This window comes from Marinobacter sp. (assembly GCF_041686475.1).
Taxonomy (GTDB): Bacteria; Pseudomonadota; Gammaproteobacteria; order Pseudomonadales; family Oleiphilaceae; genus Marinobacter.
Genome location: NZ_JAWLDU010000034.1, coordinates 16,186 through 31,823, shown reverse-complemented (window position 1 = coordinate 31,823; position 15,638 = coordinate 16,186). Strand labels below are relative to the sequence as shown.

16 protein-coding genes are annotated in these 15,638 nt (G+C 58.4%); 7 read left to right on the top strand and 9 right to left on the bottom strand.

Going from position 1 to position 15,638, the window contains the following annotated elements:
- Positions 1–409 (top strand): bacteriophage T4 gp5 trimerisation domain-containing protein (locus tag ACESMB_RS09620; RefSeq protein WP_411288752.1); only part of this gene is annotated, 409 nt, incomplete at its 5' end.
- A 32-nt stretch (positions 410–441) separates the two neighbouring features.
- On the opposite strand, the gene ACESMB_RS09615 is transcribed toward ACESMB_RS09620, so the two are convergent.
- Positions 442–1,131 carry a substrate-binding periplasmic protein gene (locus ACESMB_RS09615; protein WP_372971410.1) on the bottom strand — a complete coding sequence of 230 codons (690 nt, stop codon included), beginning with the start codon at positions 1,129–1,131 and terminating at the stop codon, positions 442–444.
- A gap of 470 nt (positions 1,132–1,601) precedes the next feature.
- On the opposite strand from ACESMB_RS09615, the gene ACESMB_RS09610 reads away from it, so the two are divergent.
- Positions 1,602–2,645 carry a GGDEF domain-containing protein gene (locus tag ACESMB_RS09610; protein ID WP_372971409.1) on the top strand — a complete coding sequence of 348 codons (1,044 nt, stop codon included), beginning with the start codon at positions 1,602–1,604 and terminating at the stop codon, positions 2,643–2,645.
- A gap of 11 nt (positions 2,646–2,656) precedes the next feature.
- On the opposite strand, the gene ACESMB_RS09605 is transcribed toward ACESMB_RS09610, so the two are convergent.
- Positions 2,657–3,580, bottom strand: coding sequence for a DUF1853 family protein (locus ACESMB_RS09605; protein WP_372971408.1), 924 nt, complete (start codon positions 3,578–3,580; stop codon positions 2,657–2,659).
- Between the two features lie 31 nt (positions 3,581–3,611).
- Between ACESMB_RS09605 and ACESMB_RS09600 the strand changes: the two genes are divergently transcribed.
- From ACESMB_RS09600 to ACESMB_RS09580, 4 genes are all read left to right on the top strand, one after another.
- On the top strand, positions 3,612–4,052 hold the full coding sequence (locus tag ACESMB_RS09600; RefSeq protein WP_372927509.1) for a VOC family protein: 441 nt from the start codon (positions 3,612–3,614) through the stop codon (positions 4,050–4,052).
- Between the two features lie 95 nt (positions 4,053–4,147).
- The gene (locus ACESMB_RS09595) at positions 4,148–5,554 is read left to right on the top strand and encodes a mannose-1-phosphate guanylyltransferase/mannose-6-phosphate isomerase (protein ID WP_372971407.1); all 1,407 of its coding nucleotides are present in this window, start codon (positions 4,148–4,150) and stop codon (positions 5,552–5,554) included.
- A 57-nt stretch (positions 5,555–5,611) separates the two neighbouring features.
- Positions 5,612–7,021, top strand: a complete 1,410-nt coding sequence (locus ACESMB_RS09585; protein ID WP_372927511.1) for a hypothetical protein — start codon at positions 5,612–5,614, stop codon at positions 7,019–7,021.
- Positions 6,993–7,370: a hypothetical protein gene (locus tag ACESMB_RS09580; protein WP_372926774.1), complete on the top strand. Its 378-nt coding sequence runs from the start codon at positions 6,993–6,995 to the stop codon at positions 7,368–7,370. The genes ACESMB_RS09585 and ACESMB_RS09580 overlap by 29 nt, the downstream gene beginning before the upstream one ends.
- Before the next feature lie 72 nt (positions 7,371–7,442).
- Here the strand turns inward: ACESMB_RS09580 and ACESMB_RS09575 are convergent, their stop codons facing one another.
- The gene (locus ACESMB_RS09575; protein WP_372926754.1) at positions 7,443–8,024 is read right to left on the bottom strand and encodes a cold-shock protein; all 582 of its coding nucleotides are present in this window, start codon (positions 8,022–8,024) and stop codon (positions 7,443–7,445) included.
- Positions 8,025–8,210: 186 nt separating this feature from the next.
- On the opposite strand from ACESMB_RS09575, the gene ACESMB_RS09570 reads away from it, so the two are divergent.
- Positions 8,211–8,429, top strand: a complete 219-nt coding sequence (locus tag ACESMB_RS09570) for a SlyX family protein (protein WP_372926755.1) — start codon at positions 8,211–8,213, stop codon at positions 8,427–8,429.
- A 15-nt stretch (positions 8,430–8,444) separates the two neighbouring features.
- Here ACESMB_RS09570 and dapE read toward each other — a convergent pair whose 3' ends face one another.
- From dapE to map, 6 genes are read right to left on the bottom strand one after another with little or no spacing between them, the layout of a single operon-like run.
- Positions 8,445–9,593 carry a succinyl-diaminopimelate desuccinylase gene (gene dapE / locus ACESMB_RS09565; RefSeq protein WP_372971406.1) on the bottom strand — a complete coding sequence of 383 codons (1,149 nt, stop codon included), beginning with the start codon at positions 9,591–9,593 and terminating at the stop codon, positions 8,445–8,447.
- On the bottom strand, positions 9,580–10,608 hold the full coding sequence (dapD, locus tag ACESMB_RS09560) for a 2,3,4,5-tetrahydropyridine-2,6-dicarboxylate N-succinyltransferase (RefSeq protein ID WP_372971405.1): 1,029 nt from the start codon (positions 10,606–10,608) through the stop codon (positions 9,580–9,582). The genes dapE and dapD overlap by 14 nt, the downstream gene beginning before the upstream one ends.
- A gap of 17 nt (positions 10,609–10,625) precedes the next feature.
- On the bottom strand, positions 10,626–10,970 hold the full coding sequence (locus ACESMB_RS09555; RefSeq protein WP_372926758.1) for an ArsC family reductase: 345 nt from the start codon (positions 10,968–10,970) through the stop codon (positions 10,626–10,628).
- Positions 10,967–12,169: a succinyldiaminopimelate transaminase gene (gene dapC, locus ACESMB_RS09550; RefSeq protein WP_372926759.1), complete on the bottom strand. Its 1,203-nt coding sequence runs from the start codon at positions 12,167–12,169 to the stop codon at positions 10,967–10,969. The genes ACESMB_RS09555 and dapC overlap by 4 nt, the downstream gene beginning before the upstream one ends.
- The gene (locus tag ACESMB_RS09545; protein ID WP_372926760.1) at positions 12,166–14,811 is read right to left on the bottom strand and encodes a [protein-PII] uridylyltransferase; all 2,646 of its coding nucleotides are present in this window, start codon (positions 14,809–14,811) and stop codon (positions 12,166–12,168) included. Before ACESMB_RS09545 ends, dapC begins: the two co-directional genes overlap by 4 nt.
- The gene (gene map, locus ACESMB_RS09540) at positions 14,812–15,582 is read right to left on the bottom strand and encodes a type I methionyl aminopeptidase (protein ID WP_372926761.1); all 771 of its coding nucleotides are present in this window, start codon (positions 15,580–15,582) and stop codon (positions 14,812–14,814) included.
- Between the last annotated feature and the right edge of the window lie 56 nt (positions 15,583–15,638).

Below are 15,638 nucleotides of genomic sequence, written 5' to 3'. Positions count from 1 at the left end.
CACCGAAACCATCAAAAACGACAGCCACCGAACGGTGGAGAACAACAGTTTCAGTCACATCAAGGGCAACGATCACTGCACGGTGGATGGTGAGAAGCGTGAGTCCGTCGGGGGCGACTTCAGCCAGAACATCGGCGGCACCCTCCACCAGAAATCCGGCAAGGGCACACTCAGCGAAGCTGGCACGGAAGTTCACCACAAGGCCGGCGCCAAAGTGGTGCTGGACGCCGGCGCGGAACTCACCATCTCGGCTGGCAGCAGCCTGCTGAAGCTGGACCCGAGTGGGATCACACTGGCGGGGCCCGGCATCAGGATCAATTCAGGTGGCTCGCCGGGAAGTGGGGCTGGCCAACAATCCCGGCCCCCGGAAAAGCCAAAGGTCCTTATGTTGATCTCGGCACAAACGTGAACGCTCATGAACTGGCGGAAACGTCGATGTCTCTACTCCGTGCACCTCGATTTCTCATCCTCAACAATCAGATAACTGGCTGGCAGATACGGCAGGGAGTTGGCAAGCAACTCCTCCAGTCGGCCTGATTCCCGCAGCTCATCCAGGCCTTCGTTGAACTGCCTCAGAAACTGTTCACTCTCGGGTAGTCGCCGGGACAGGATCAGATAGAGGTAGTCTGATTGCAGAGGTCTGGCGTGGAAGGAAATTCTGTCCTCCAGTTCCAGGCGCCTTAGCATTTCCATGCCGACGGCCTGCTCCATGGGAAAGAGATCGATCCGGCCTGCGGCCAGTTTGCGGAAGTTGGTTTCATCGGATGTTGTCTTGTCCGCGCTGATGGCCCCGGAGGCAACGGCTTCCTCGAATTCTTTACCGTAATTGTAGTCCTGGGTCAGGCCCAGTCGGTAATTTTCCAGGTCCTCCAGTTTTTCCCAGTCAAAGTCCATGTGTTCACGGTGGAACAGTACGTAATTGTGAGCCACGATGGGGTCGCTGAAGTAGAACTGCCCCAGCATTGCCGGGCGGCAGGTCCAGGCGACTGAACCATCCCAGAGGCCTTGTTCGGCCAGCATCAGGGCCCGGGACCAGGGAAAAAAGCCGTAAGTTACGGAAATGTCTTGTTTGCCGAATGCAAGTGTCACTGCCTGTGGAATCACACCCAATTCGGGTGGGGTGTTTTCCATATACGGGGGCCAGTGGCCGGAAGTCAGCCTGATGTCTGAGTCCGTTTCATCTGAGTGTGAATCTACGGAGAAGGCACAGGCGGCCACTGCGCTGAAAAACAGCCTGCGGAACCGAGTCGTGGACCGTTTGTGTTTATGCTGTGCTTGCACGCACATTTTTTCATCCAGATTGGGGGACGACGGCAAACCTTCCGGTACGAAACAACAATCCCCCGTGAACAGGTATCATAAAACGTTAATATTCAAAGAGTAGCAGGCATGTTCCGCTTTACAACTGTGCAGGTGTCCGTTACCGGCGGTTACACAGGGCCTGCTAAAATTTAAACGGACATTGCCAACAGGCCCCGGGCGGCCACCGGTTGCAAAAATTTTCAGTTTTTTACGATTGCGGTAAGCGAAATCATGGTTTTCGGCGTAACCTGTGGTTATTCATCCCGCAACTCGCCATTTTTATGAATCAGGCCAGTTCCATGTTTGCAGGGGAGCCAATCAGGGAGCGTCGCCCGCAGTTCTGGCAGGTAGCGAAACGCTGTTGTCAGATTGCGGCCACGGTGGATGTTGCCTTTTTCTTTCTCTTCCATCTGCTTGGGTCCCCTATCCTGGCCTGGGTCAACGTGCTCAGCGTTACCATGTATGTCGTGGCGTACCGGGCGCTGGGCAGGAAACAGAACGGCCTGGCCATTACCCTGATCTGGTCGGAAGTCATCATTCATGCCGGGCTCGGTGTTGTACTCATCGGCTGGGACAGTGGCTTTCACTATTACCTGCTGATTTTCATTCCCGCGTTGTTCGTCAGTATGCGATTGCAGGGCGCAGTCGTTGCCCTGGCCGGGCTGTGGGGCTATTACGTCGCTTTGTACCTGCTGATGTGGTTTATCGAACCCCTGCAGCCCATTGCGCCCGGCGCCTTGCTTGGCGTCTTCCTGTTCAACCTGAGCGTGGTGTTCGCCATGTTCAGTTATCTCTCTTTTTTCTATCTCACTATGGTGACTTCGGCAAACAGGAAACTTCGACGGATGGCAACAACGGATTCGTTGACCGGTCTCTTCAATCGTCGCCATATGACCTATCTGGTGGAAAAGGAACTGGCCCGTTTTCAGCGTAACGGGCATCCGGTGGCGTTTCTCGTGCTGGACATTGACCATTTCAAAGCCATTAATGACGAGCACGGCCACGAAACCGGTGACCGCGTGCTTGAAGATGTCGCCGATATTATCAGGGCGCAGTTCCGGACCCAGGATCTCACCGCCCGTTGGGGCGGGGAAGAGTTTCTTGCCGTACTTCCAGACACCGGGCTACACAGGGCCCAGGCCAGCGCGGAGCGGGTTCGACAGGCACTCCTGGCACATGACTGGTTGGCTCCCAACGGGGATTCGATCGATATCACCATCAGTGCCGGTGTCAGCGAATTTCGGGGTGACGACGACCTGAATTCCGCGATCAACCGGGCCGATAGGGCGCTCTACCGCAGCAAGGAACTTGGCCGGAACCGGGTGGAGCTGGAAGTCGTCTAGGCATGCACTGATTAGCGCCGGCCAGAGGTTGCTGGCCAGGCCTCAGGCACCACGAACAGCCGCGATGTTTCCTGCCAGAAGCCATCCACCGGGGATTGTTCCAGCGCAGCGAACAGGCGAGGAACGCCGGCTGAACGGACATCCTCCAGCGCCTCCTTCGTTTTCCGGAAGTCGGGTGCCTGCGGCTGGCGCCAGGGGCCGAGCCAGTGCGGCTTGACCAGCGGTACCCATCTGGCCGGTCTGTCGATCATATCGTCCAGTTGGTGAAGGTAGAGCCAGCCGCCGCGCAGGTGGTCAGGCGGAACGTCCGCAGGCCGCGCCAGCGTTTTCCCCAGTGGATAGAAAAGATACCCGGGCATGAACACCCTTGGCCGGGCTGGTGTCTCAATGCCCAGTGAGGTCAGAAGGTTGCGGGCTTCGGGTCTTTGCGTCATCTGGCTCTGATGGCCAACGAGGCGCCGGGTTTTGATATCCAGACGATCTTTTGAATTGGGCCCGTACCACAGCACCGTATCCTGGTCTGCCTCGGGGTAACCAAGATAGAACTTCACGGCTATTTCGTGGTGCTCGACGGAATTGTCGGCAGGATTGCGAACCACAAAATCCAGTTCTCCCAGGGTAAGCCCATTACTTCTGACGGGTTGGTTCTTGAGCAGGATCTCCCAACCGAGCAGGTTTTCTATCAGGCATTCGTACAGGCGCTCGAAATAGTGCCCGAGCCTGCGGGCAGGCTGCTCCGTCAACACGGCAGGGCCGGCACCCGGGTTATGATCCCAGGCTTCCAGCCGTTCCTCTGCATCTTCAGGCCGATATTTTTCCGGAACAAATCCCATGGGAGAGCTGATAAGCTGGGGAGCATGGCACATCCACGCCAGGTGACGCACCGCTGGCACGTGGTACCTAAGATGGGCTGTAGTTTCAGGACGTTGGCTCATGGTGGCAGCATAACCCAACAGGAGAAGCAATATGCAGTATCTTCACACGATGATCCGGGTCAGCAACCTTGATCAGACCCTGCACTTTTTCTGCGACCTGCTCGGCATGGTCGAAATCAGCCGCAAGAGCAGTGAGAAGGGCCGGTTCACGCTGGTGTTTCTTGCCGCCCCGGATGACGAGGCGCGGGCCCGGGAAGACAAGGCTCCGATGATTGAGCTGACTTATAACTGGGACCCGGAAGAGTACACCGGTGGCCGCAATTTCGGGCACCTGGCCTATCGGGTGGACGACATCTACGGGCTCTGTAGCCAACTTCAGGACAACGGCGTTACCATCAACCGCCCACCCAGGGATGGCCATATGGCTTTTATTCGCTCACCGGATGGCATTTCCATCGAACTGCTCCAGAAGGGCGAATCCCTGCCGCCGAAGGAGCCGTGGGCAAGCATGGAGAATACCGGTACCTGGTAGTCGTACCCAAGGTGAAACCGCTTTAATCACGGCCGGCGGGACAAGCCGGCGATATTTGGGGTAAAATTCGCGCAAATTCAAGACAAGGACGACCCATGCTTGCAGTGATTCTTTCAGGTGGTTCCGGCACCCGTCTATGGCCGCTATCCCGTGAAGCCTATCCCAAGCAGTTTCTGCCGGTGGTGTCTGATGAAACCCTGTTGGCGGAAACCATTGACCGTGGGCTGGCTCTCGATGACAAAGCCAGGGTGATGGCGATCACCAACGAAGAACATCGATTCGTTGTGGCCGCGCACCTGCAGGCCCAGGCGCCAGAACGCACTGCCGGCATCATTCTGGAGCCGGTAGGCCGGAACACCGCACCGGCAATTGCCCTGGCAGCCCTGGCGGCGGCCGAGGAAAATCCCGAGGAATTACTGCTGGTGATGCCATCGGATCACGTGCTGAAGAATCAGGACGTCTTTCGTCAGGCCGTCAGCCAGGGCGCAGAGGCGGCCCGGGCGGGAAAACTGGTCACGTTCGGCATCGTGCCCAGCGCACCACACACCGGTTACGGCTATATCAAGGCAGGCCAGGCCCACGACGGCTTCAACGATGTCGCTGCGTTCGTGGAAAAGCCGGACCAACAAACAGCTCGCCGGTACCTGGAGGAGGGCGACTATTTCTGGAACAGCGGTATGTTCCTGTTCCGGGCCGATCGTTACCTGCAGGAACTGGAAAGCCAGCAACCCGGTATACTCAAAGCCTGCCGCGCTGCCTGGAAAGAGCGCAATGCGGACATGGATTTCACCCGTGTGGGAAGTGAGGCTTTCAAAACCTGCCCGGACGATTCAATTGACTACGCAGTGATGGAAAAAACCCGTGATGCGGTGGTGGTTCCTCTGGACGCGGGCTGGTCTGATGTTGGGTCCTGGTCTGCGCTATGGGAAATCCAGCCGCACAATGAGAATAACAATGTGTGCCGGGGGGATGTCATCACCGAGGACGTTTCGGGCTCTTACATTCACTCCGAAGGCCGTCTGATTGCTGCATTGGGTATTACCGATCACGTTATTGTCGAAACCGACGATGTGGTACTGGTCGCAGACCGTAACCGGGTGCAGGATGTGAAAAAGCTGGTTGCCCAGGTGAAGGCCCAGGGCCGTCACGAACATCGGTTCCACAAGAAGGTTCATCGCCCGTGGGGAACCTATGAGGGCATTGCCATGGGTGAGCGTTTCCAGGTCAAGCGCATTACCGTCAAATCCGGCGCCTCACTGTCGCTGCAGAAGCACCACCACCGTGCCGAGCACTGGGTGGTGGTCAAGGGAACGGCAACGGTCAATCGCGGTGATGAGGTATTGTTGCTGACTGAAGACCAGTCCACCTACATACCACTTGGTGTTACTCACAGGCTGACCAATCCGGGGGTGATACCGCTGGAACTGATTGAAGTGCAGACCGGCAGCTACCTCGGTGAAGATGACATCGTGCGTTTCGAAGACACCTACAACAGGGTGTGACCGGATTGAATAACACGGCATCAGGATGATGCCTTTTATCACCACAAGGAGATGTGAATGGAAGACTGGCAAGGATGCCTGAGCCCCCTCTGTCAAACCGCACTGCAACGGGCACGTGACAGCGTCGCCCAGCGCGGTGGCTATGCCATTACCGTGGAGGATTTCCTGCTGGCGCTGTTGGACGGCGAGCTGGTGATCTGCAACTTCCTGCGCAGCTGCGGCGTCGACCTGGACGAACTGACCCGTACCATCCAGTGTGAGCAGCCTATCGTGACGGAAGTCGGAGGAGAGGGGCTGCTCTCCTCACAACTGATGTACTGGTTCTCCTGCGCCCGTGAATTGAGCGATGCTGCCTGGCTGGACTGGCCGATGCTGCTATCGGTATTAACACGCAATGCCGAGAGACTGCAGGAAAAAGCCTACGTTGCGGTGCTGGAGCTGGTGAGCCGTTGGCCCGCGACCGATGAAAACCTGCACCAGGATACCGAAACAGCGGTTCCCGCGGATTCCCCCGTTGTGGTTACTGACCTTGAATGGCTGGCACTGGCTGAAGATGTTGCCATTACCCTGGCTTCGGTTCCCGGAGCACTGGTGTGGGTCCGGGGAGTGAGGGGTAGCGGTAAAACCAGCTGGCTGCAGGCACTGCTGCCGTTTCTGGAGTCCGGCTATGTCAGGCTCGATCTGCGCAACGAGGCCGAAGTGATGGCCAGTGATAGCCCGACAATGCCCGCCAGTGGTGGCGACCGTAGAGTGTATCCGGCCCTGGTTCTGGATAACATTTCACCGGTTGATCTGGCTGCGATGATGGTGTCGGATCATAGTCTGGCCAGTGGGCTGGTGACCGGCTATCCGGGCCCCGTCATCATGCTGGGGCCGGATTCACCCGGCATTGGTGAAGCCATCGAGCACCTGGAGCGCCTCCTGGGAAGGGACTTTGAGATTTTCAACATGCCGGCCGTCAGTCCCCCGCAGAAAGCCGCGATTCTCACCGCCCACCAGCCTGCCATCGAACGCTACTGGAACATAGAGGTATCCCCGGCACTCATCCGGTACGTCGCGTCAAGCAGAAGCCGGCTGGTGGCTTCTCCCGGGGGCATGCTCCAGTGGGTGGAGCGTGCCGCTGCCAGGCTCAAGCTTTTTGCAGAGCGTGGCTCAGTCGAGGGGCTTGCCCTGGCGGGAACGACTGACACACTCAGGCGCCAGGCGCTGGTGGCAATGGCGCGGCAGCAACCGCTGGAAGGCCTGGAACGGTCCCTGGAAAGTATCGCCATTGAGCGCGCTGCGGCAGAGGTTGCGTGGCACGAACGCAAGGCTGAGGGAACACTTCGCACACTGAAGGTTGAAGACCTTCGCCATGAACTGGAGCGCTGGGTTGCAGCGCGTCCCGGGCCGGTTCACTATATTGTCCATTGTGAACAGACGGCAGGAGAAAAAGAGGGTGCGGGATCTCGAAATCTATATTCGTGACCTTGAGTCAGCAGCGGTATCGGGTTGGCTGGCCGATCATCTTGATGAAATCGAGTTGGCAGATGAACCGCTGGGCGACAAGGCGGTGAAAGGAACAGCCTGGTATCGGGGGCACCGGGTACGGATTACGCTGTATCCGGGAGCCGGTGGTAAAAGGTTTACGTCGGTGATTCTGGAAGGGGAAGATCTCCCGTGGAGTGCAGACCTGGACTGCGCGCGCAGTGCGTGGCGAGCCATGGATGCCGAAATTCGCTGTAGCCCCGGCGACTGGAAGGAAGGTGAGCCGGTAGAAGACGAGCGATGGTGGCGTCTTGACCAGCGGGGCGAACAGCTGGCGGTCTGGAACTGATCAACACCCGAAAGACAAAAAAGGGGCAGCCAGTGGCTGCCCCTTCTTCTTCGTACTGAAGAGCCTTTCAGTTCAGTCGTCGCTGAGGATGGACACGTTGTCTGCCTGCAGGCCTTTATCGGCTTCCACAACACTGAACCGGACCAGCTGGCCCTGGCGCAGAACACGGCGGCCACGGCCACGAATTGCACGGAAGTGAACGAAGACCTCATCACCACTGTCACGAACAATAAAACCGAAGCCTTTCTTGACGTTGAACCACTTCACCGTGCCTTCTTCATTGCCTTCAGGCGTGGTGTCGTCGAAATCATCCTCGTCGTCATAATCCGGTTGCGACTGCTGGCGCTGTGGTGCTTTTCGGGGTGCGGCGCTGGCGTGAGGGGCCTGCTGTTTCAGTTCTGATGGTTTCTTGGCTGCCAGGGCTACCGTTACGAAGCCTGCCAGGCCAAAAAGAACAACCGCAATGATATAGGCCGCAATGCCCTGGGCGCTGCCCAGTACAAACGTGGTATTGGTTGCCAGTTCACTGGTGTGGGACTGTGACAGAATCTGGAAGAGCTCCGGGGTGAAAGTCACCAACAGAAAGCCGAGGATAAACGGTGACGGAATGGCGACCAGGAGAGCAAGAACGATCGCTTTTGCTGGGTTTTGCATGGACTGAAGTTTCTCCATTAATCAAACGCTAACGATAAAGAACCGGATATCGGGTAAAATCGGGTCTCCGGTCGGTGAAAACCGCCAGGATTCCGTGAGGCACAGAATATGCCCCGAAAATCCCCTGGCGGGCAAAAGCGGCATGATACCAGATAACAGGGAGCGCTGACCAAGCGGCATGACTACATGAGCGAGAAAGATCTACAGGCAAGGCTGGACGAACTGGAAACCCGGCTGGCATTCCAGGACGACGTCATCCACACCTTGAGTGAGCAGTTGGCCCGTCAGGAGCTGGATATCCGGGAGCTCTGGCAAGCGAAAAAGCAACTGAACACACAGCTCAAGGAAGTGTCTTCCTCAAACATCCGAAAAGAGGAGGACGAAACGCCTCCTCCCCATTACTGATTTGCCCCTTACAGATCAGGCCAGCAGCTCCACGAGAACCTGCTCGTAAATCTCGGATAACGTATCCAGGTCTGCGGCCTTCACGCACTCATTCACCTTGTGGATGGTGGCGTTGATGGGTCCGAGTTCCAGAACCTGCGCCCCCGTAGGCGCGATGAAACGCCCGTCCGAGGTGCCGCCGGAGGTGGAAAGCTCCGTTTCCCGACCGGTGACCGTGCGGATGGCATTCTGAGCGGCTGACACCAGCGCGCCCTGGTCGGTCAGGAATGGACGGCCACTCAGGTGCCAATCCAGGTCATACGTCAGTTCCTGGCGGTCGAGGATGGCGACCACACGCTCTTCCAGACTTTCTGCCGTGTTTTCCGTGCAGTAGCGGAAGTTGAAGTGCACCAGGCATTCACCGGGGATGATGTTGCTGCCGGTGCCAGCCTCGATTCTGGTGATCTGGAAGGTGGTGGGCGGAAAGAAATCATTGCCGTTATCCCAGAATTCCTTCGCCAGTGCATCCAGCGCCGGGGCCACCGTGTGAACCGGATTTTCCGCCAGATGGGGATAGGCCACATGGCCCTGGGTGCCGTGTACGGTCAGGTAGCCATGGAGTGAACCCCGGCGGCCGTTCTTGATCACGTCGCCCACTTCCCGGGTACTTGACGGCTCGCCGATCAGGCACCAGTCGATCTTCTCGTTTCTGGCTTCCAGGGTTTCCACGACTTTCACGGTGCCGTGCTGGGCAGGGCCCTCTTCGTCGCTGGTAATCAGCAGGGCGATGGAGCCCCGGTGATCCGGATACTTTTCCACAAAGCGCTCGCAGGCAGTCACGAACGCCGCCAGGCTGCCTTTCATATCGGCGGCGCCCCGGCCGTGGAGGTAACCATCGTCAATGACCGCAGCGAACGGAGGATGACGCCAGTTCTTTTCCGGGCCTGTAGGAACAACATCGGTATGGCCGGCGAAGGCCAGCAGCGGACCCTCCGTGCCCTTGCGGGCCCAGAGGTTGTCGGTGTCGCCAAACCGCAGATCCTCACCTTTGAAGCCCAGGGCCGCCAGCCGCGACATCATCAGCTCCTGGCAGCCGGCGTCGTCCGGAGTAACGGATGGCCGGCGGATCAGGTCGACGGCCAGTTCCAGGGTGGCGGAAAGGGAAGAGTAATTAGTTGTTTGCATGCAGCTCTTCGTTCAGCTCGATGGCGGTCTTGTTGGTTTTGCATTCAACCGCGCCAGTCTGGCTGTTACGGCGGAACAGCAAGTCCGGCTTGTTGGCCAGGTCGCGCGCCTTGATGACTTCAACCAGCTCGTTATTGTCGTCCAGCAGAGCCACCTTGGTGCCGGCGGTGATGTACAGACCGGCTTCCACTTTGCAGCGGTCCCCGAGCGGGATACCGATACCGGCGTTGGCGCCGATCAGGCAGTTCTCACCCACGGAAATGATGATGTTGCCGCCACCGGAGAGGGTGCCCATGGTGGAGCAGCCGCCGCCCAGGTCAGAGCCCTTGCCAATGATTACGCCGGCAGAGATGCGGCCTTCAATCATGCTGGTGCCTTCGGTGCCGGCATTGAAGTTGATAAAGCCTTCGTGCATGACCGTGGTGCCTTCACCTACGTAAGCGCCCAGGCGAACACGGGCCGTATCGGCGATGCGAACCCCTTTCGGTACCACGTAATCGGTCATCTGCGGGAACTTGTCCACGGACTTCACTTCCAGGGTGCGGCCTTCGATGCGCGCCTTGAGCTGGCGTTCCGGCAGTTCGTTCAGGTCGACGGCGCCTTCGCTGGTCCACGCCAGGTTGGGCAGCAGTCCGAAAATGCCGTCCAGTTTCAGTTCATGAGGTCTGGCCTGGCGGCTGGAGATCAGGTGCAGCTTGAGGTAGACCTCCGGGGTGCTGGAAGCGGTATCGTCGGTATCCAGCAGGGTAACCACAACAGGGCGCCGGCTGTCGGCCGCTTTGCCTGCCAGTGTTGACTGTTCGATCTGGCCAAGCTGGCGCAGGCCGTCCGAGAGTGCCTTGAGCTGGTCGGGTGTTACCGATATCGCCTGGTTCCCACCCTGGTATTCCAGGACGTTGCGAGCCACTTCGATGAGGCCGTTATCGGGGGTGATGACCGGCTGCTGGTAAAACACTTCCAGCCACTCGCCCTGGTTGTTCTGGGTGCCGATACCAATTCCGAATGCAAAACTCATTGATGTGCTCCTGGTTCTCAGTGTTTGAATCGTTCGGCCCATTCGTCGGCATTGAACCCGACGCTGACGGTGTCTCCGTGCTCAACCACGGGGCGCTTGATGATGGACGGATTGTCGAGCATCAGACGATGGGCGGATTGGGCGCTAATATTATCACGAACCTCGTCCGGAAGTTTGCGCCAGGTTGTACCGCGGCGGTTCAGAAGCACTTCCCAGCCGGCTGACTGTTCCCAGTGGCCCAGTTGCCCGGCATCCAGACCGTCCTTTTTAAAATCATGGAATTCGTAGTCGATTCCGGCGTCGTCCAGCCATTTCCGGGCTTTCTTGACGGTGTCACAATTCCTGATGCCGTAAAGTTTCATGCCTTGTTCTCTTTCACAAAGGTTACTATGCGTTTTGCCGCCTCAACGCATTCCGCCACTGGGGCGACCAGTGCCATGCGCACCCGGTTCTCACCGGGGTTGTGGCCGTCAACCGTGCGGGACAGGTAGCGGCCCGGCAACACGTGAACGTTCTGCTGTGCCGACAGTTCCCTTGCGAAGGTTTCGTCGTCCATCGGGGTTTCCGGCCAGAGGTAGAAACCGGCATCGGGAAAGTCGACGTTCATCACTTCCCGCAGGATGGGTACCACGGCTTCGAACTTGGCGCGGTAGGCGGCGCGGTTCTCCCGCACATGGTCTTCGTCGCTCCAGGCGCCGATGCTCGCCAACTGGTTATGAATGGGCATGGCGCAGCCATGATAGGTGCGGTACTTGAGGTAGCCTTTGAGGATATCGGCGTCGCCGGCCACGAAGCCGGAGCGCAGGCCCGGCAGGTTGCTGCGTTTTGACAGGCTGTGGAACACAATGCAGCGGGCAAAATCGTTACGGCCGATGGCGGCGCAGGTCTGCAACAGTCCTTCCGGTGGCCGGTTTTCATCGGGGTACAGCTCGGAATAGCACTCGTCGGAGGCGACGATGAAATCGTGCCTGTCTGCCAGTTCGATAACCCGTGCCAGGGTTTCCCGGGGGATCACCGAGCCGCTGGGGTTGCCCGGAGAGCACAGGAACAGCACCTGGCAGTCTTGCCATACCGAATCCGGCACGCTGTCAAAGTCCGGGATGAAATTGTTGTCGGCATCGCAGGGCAGGTAATGGGGCGTTGCGCCTGCGAGGAACGCCGCGCCCTCGTAAACCTGGTAAAACGGATTGGGGCTCACAACCGTGGCAGGCCCGCTGGAATCCACCACCGACTGAACCAGCGAGAAGATGCCTTCCCGGGTGCCGTTGACGGGCACAATATGGTGTTCCGGTGTCAGTGTGCCGGGGGCCAGATCAAAGCGTTGGGCCGCCCAGTCTGCGATAGCCTGGCGCAGCTCGTCGGTGCCCCTGGTCGTGGGGTAGTTGGCGAGCTTGTCCAGGTTATCCGCAATCACCTGTTTTACGAATTCCGGCGACGGATGCTTGGGTTCACCGATGCCCAGGGAGATGGGTGTCAGGTCCCGGGGAACGCTGATGCCAGCCTTCAGCCGGGTCAGTTTTTCGAACGGATAGGGATGCAGTCTGTCCAGGTCCGGGTTCATTGGGTGTCGTCCAGCATTTGGCATAGGTCCTGCTGCAGAGCCAGGCAGACAGCAGGATCACTGATCTGCTCGCCATGCTCGTCGGTTACAAAGAAAACGTCTTCAACCCGCTCGCCCAGGGTGGCTATCTTGGCGTTGGTGAGCCGTACGCGGTGTTCCAGCAACACCAGTCCAACGCGTGCCAGCAGGCCGGGGCGGTCCGGGGTAACCACTTCCATCACCGTACGCTGGTTGATGGTGTCATTGGAGAAGGTTACCTCCGTGGGGAAGGCAAAGTGCTTGAGCTGCCGGGGAGTGCGCCGGTGGATGATGTCCGGGTAATCCTCCGGATCGTCCAGTTCCTCGATCAGCCGCCTGCGCACCCGGTCTTTTCTTGCGGGATCGATCCCCAGGGGTTTGCCCTTGTCATCCAGCACAATATAGGAACTGATGGAAAAGGGGCCTTCGCTGGAGCTGATGCGGGCATCAACGATGTTGAGGTTGAGCTGTTCCAGCACCGCTGTCGTGGCAGCAAAAAGATCGATGCGGTCACTCATGTAGATGATGATCTGGGAATAGCCGTCCGTGGGCCCGCCGCGGGTGTCGCGAATCAGTACCAGCGGGTCGGGATCGTCGCCGTGGCGGATTATGGCGGCGGTCTGCCAGGCGATATCCACCGTGGAATCCTGCAGGAAGTAGTCTTCGTCCAGGGTTTCCCAGATTCGGTCGATCTGTTCGTCGGTCATGTTCTGGGCGTGGAGAATCTCCCGCGCCTCGGACTGGGTGGCCCGCACCCATTCCTGGCGGTCCACCGGTGTTTCCGAGCCGCGCCTCAGGGCCCGCTTGGTTTCAATGTATAGCTGACGCAGCAGCGACGCCCGCCAGGTATTCCAGAGTTTCGGGTTGGTGGCACTGATGTCGCACACCGTCAGCACATAGAGATAGTCCAGGTGCACCTGGCTGGGTACCGAGCGAGCAAACCCGTGAATGATGTCCGGGTCTGAAATGTCCTTGCGCTGGGCTGTCATCGACATTAACAGGTGGTTTTCCACCAGCCAGGAGGCCAGTTGGGTATCCCGCTCGCTGAGATGGTGCCGCTGGCAGAAGTCCTCCACGTCGATCGCACCCAACTCTGAATGGTCGCCTCCGCGGCCCTTGGCCACATCGTGGTAGAGGCCGGCAATATAAAGCGTTTCCAGCTTGGGCAACCGGTGAATCAGCCGCGAGGCCAGGGGGTAATCGTTACGTGCTTCAGCGCTGTCCAGCCGCACCATGTTACGGATCACCCGCATGGTATGGGCGTCCACCGTGTAGATGTGGAACAGGTCGTGCTGCATCTGGCCGATTATCTGGCCAAACTCCGGCAGGTAACGGCCCAGCACGTTGTATTTCTTCATTGCAGACAGGGTCTGGTCGAGAGCGTGAGGCGTCCGCAGTAGTTCCATGAACAGGGACGTAACCGCCAGATCCGAGCGGAAGGCATCGTCAATCAGGTGCCGGTGCGCCCGCAGGGAGCGAATCGTGGTGGCCCGGATGCCCTTGATCTCGGGGTGCTGCGCCATCAGCACGAAAATTTCCATGATGGCGTAGGGGGCGTAGGCAAACACCTGGTTGTTGACCGCTTCAATATAGAAGTTGCGGATCTGGAAGCGTTTGTTCAGGGGCAGTATGTCATCGTCGCTGCCGGCACCAAGGATAGCTTCGTCGTAATACTGCAGGATCACATCGGTCAGCTCGGCCAGCGCCAGTACCGTCCGGTAGTAGGACTGCATCATCAGCTCGACGCCAAGCCGCTTGCCCTCATCCCGGTAACCCAGCATTTCGGCGAGGGCGCGTTGGTGATCGAACAGCAGTCGGTTTTCATTGCGGTCAGCGATCAGTTGCAGGCCATACCTCAGCCGCCACAGGAAAGTCTCACCCTGCAGCAGAATCTGGTGTTCTTCTTCGGTCAGTATGCTGAATCGGGTCAGGTCGGCGATGTTCTGCAGGCCAAAGTGCCGCTTGGTAATCCAGCCGATGGTCTGGATATCCCGCAGCGCCCCCGGAGAGCCCTTTACATTGGGTTCCAGGTTGTACTCGGTGTCGCCGTACTTGGCATGGCGACGTTTCTGCTCTTCCCGTTTGGCTATGAAGTAGTCGCGGTCGGAACTGATGGCGTCGGAATAAACCTGATGGCTGAGCGCGTCACGCAGTTCGTCCGGACCGGCAATGGTGCGGGTTTCAAGCAGGTTGGTCAGAATGGTGACATCTTTTCGGGCCGCATTCATGCTCTCTTCGATGCTGCGGACGCTGTGGCCGATGTCCAGTTTCAGATCCCAGAGCAGGGTAACAAAGGCGCCCAGATCTTCCTGCCAGCTTTCTTCAATACCGTTGCGGGTGAGAATAAGCAGGTCAATGTCGGACTGGGGGTGAAGCTCGCCGCGACCATAGCCACCAACGGCGACGAGAGAAATGTCCGGGGAAGACGCAAACGCATAACGGTTCCAGATCAACGCCAGAACCGTATCCAGCGTGCCTGATCTGGAATGCACCAGGGCACGGACATCCGCTCCCTGCCTGAACGCTTCTGCATCGGCGTTGTAGCGTTCCTTCAGCAGCTCCCGGGCAGCCCTGACAGGAGAGGTGTCGTTACTGATCCTGGCTTCCAGTTCGCTTAAGTCCACCTAGAAAGACTCTTCCGTGCGCCTGGTCAGAACGTCGTGGCCGTCTGCCGTCACCAGAATGGTGTGCTCCCATTGCGCCGAGAGCTTGTGGTCCTTGGTGACAACCGTCCATCCGTCCGGTAGCAGTTTGGTGTGATACTTGCCCTGATTGATCATCGGCTCGATGGTAAATGTCATGCCTTCCTGCAACTCCATACCGGTGCCCGGTTTGCCGTAATGCATCACTTGTGGGTCTTCATGGAAGACCTGGCCGATGCCGTGACCACAGTAATCCCGCACCACGGAATACCGGTGCTTCTCTGCGTGGTGCTGGATAACGTGGCCGATGTCGCCGAGCCGGGTGCCCGGTTTCACCAGTTCGATTCCTTTATATAGGCACTCTTGGGTGATCTGGATCAGGCGCTCGCTGCCAGGCTTGGGTTTACCAACAATGAACATCTTGCTGGTGTCACCATGCCACCCGTCCTTGATGACGGTGACATCGATATTGAGAATATCGCCTTCCTTCAGGACCTTCTTCTCCGAAGGGATGCCGTGGCAGACCACATGGTTCACAGACGTGCAGACTGATTTCGGGAAGCCCTTGTAGTTAAGCGGTGCAGGAATGGTCTGCTGCTCGTTCACCATGTAGCTGTGGCAGATGTTGTCCAGCTCCTCGGTCGTCACGCCGGGTTTGACGTATTCGCCGATCATTTCAAGAACATCAGCCGCCAGGCGGCCGGCGACACGCATCTTTTCGATTTCTTCCGGAGTCTTGATCGATACCTGCATTGGGGTTCCCGTCGATTTGGATCAACCACGCATTTTAAGGGGGAGTGTGGTCGGGT

Excerpts from the sequence above, each read along its gene's own strand:
- ACESMB_RS09615 (WP_372971410.1), bottom strand. The coding sequence starts at position 1,131 with ATGGAAAACACCCCACCCGAATTGGGTGTGATTCCACAGGCAGTGACA.
- ACESMB_RS09610 (WP_372971409.1), top strand. The coding sequence starts at position 1,602 with ATGTTTGCAGGGGAGCCAATCAGGGAGCGTCGCCCGCAGTTCTGGCAG.
- ACESMB_RS09605 (WP_372971408.1), bottom strand. The coding sequence starts at position 3,580 with ATGAGCCAACGTCCTGAAACTACAGCCCATCTTAGGTACCACGTGCCA.
- ACESMB_RS09600 (WP_372927509.1), top strand. The coding sequence starts at position 3,612 with ATGCAGTATCTTCACACGATGATCCGGGTCAGCAACCTTGATCAGACC.
- ACESMB_RS09595 (WP_372971407.1), top strand. The coding sequence starts at position 4,148 with ATGCTTGCAGTGATTCTTTCAGGTGGTTCCGGCACCCGTCTATGGCCG.
- ACESMB_RS09585 (WP_372927511.1), top strand. The coding sequence starts at position 5,612 with ATGGAAGACTGGCAAGGATGCCTGAGCCCCCTCTGTCAAACCGCACTG.
- ACESMB_RS09575 (WP_372926754.1), bottom strand. The coding sequence starts at position 8,024 with ATGCAAAACCCAGCAAAAGCGATCGTTCTTGCTCTCCTGGTCGCCATT.
- ACESMB_RS09570 (WP_372926755.1), top strand. The coding sequence starts at position 8,211 with ATGAGCGAGAAAGATCTACAGGCAAGGCTGGACGAACTGGAAACCCGG.
- dapE (WP_372971406.1), bottom strand. The coding sequence starts at position 9,593 with ATGCAAACAACTAATTACTCTTCCCTTTCCGCCACCCTGGAACTGGCC.
- dapD (WP_372971405.1), bottom strand. The coding sequence starts at position 10,608 with ATGAGTTTTGCATTCGGAATTGGTATCGGCACCCAGAACAACCAGGGC.
- ACESMB_RS09555 (WP_372926758.1), bottom strand. The coding sequence starts at position 10,970 with ATGAAACTTTACGGCATCAGGAATTGTGACACCGTCAAGAAAGCCCGG.
- dapC (WP_372926759.1), bottom strand. The coding sequence starts at position 12,169 with ATGAACCCGGACCTGGACAGACTGCATCCCTATCCGTTCGAAAAACTG.
- map (WP_372926761.1), bottom strand. The coding sequence starts at position 15,582 with ATGCAGGTATCGATCAAGACTCCGGAAGAAATCGAAAAGATGCGTGTC.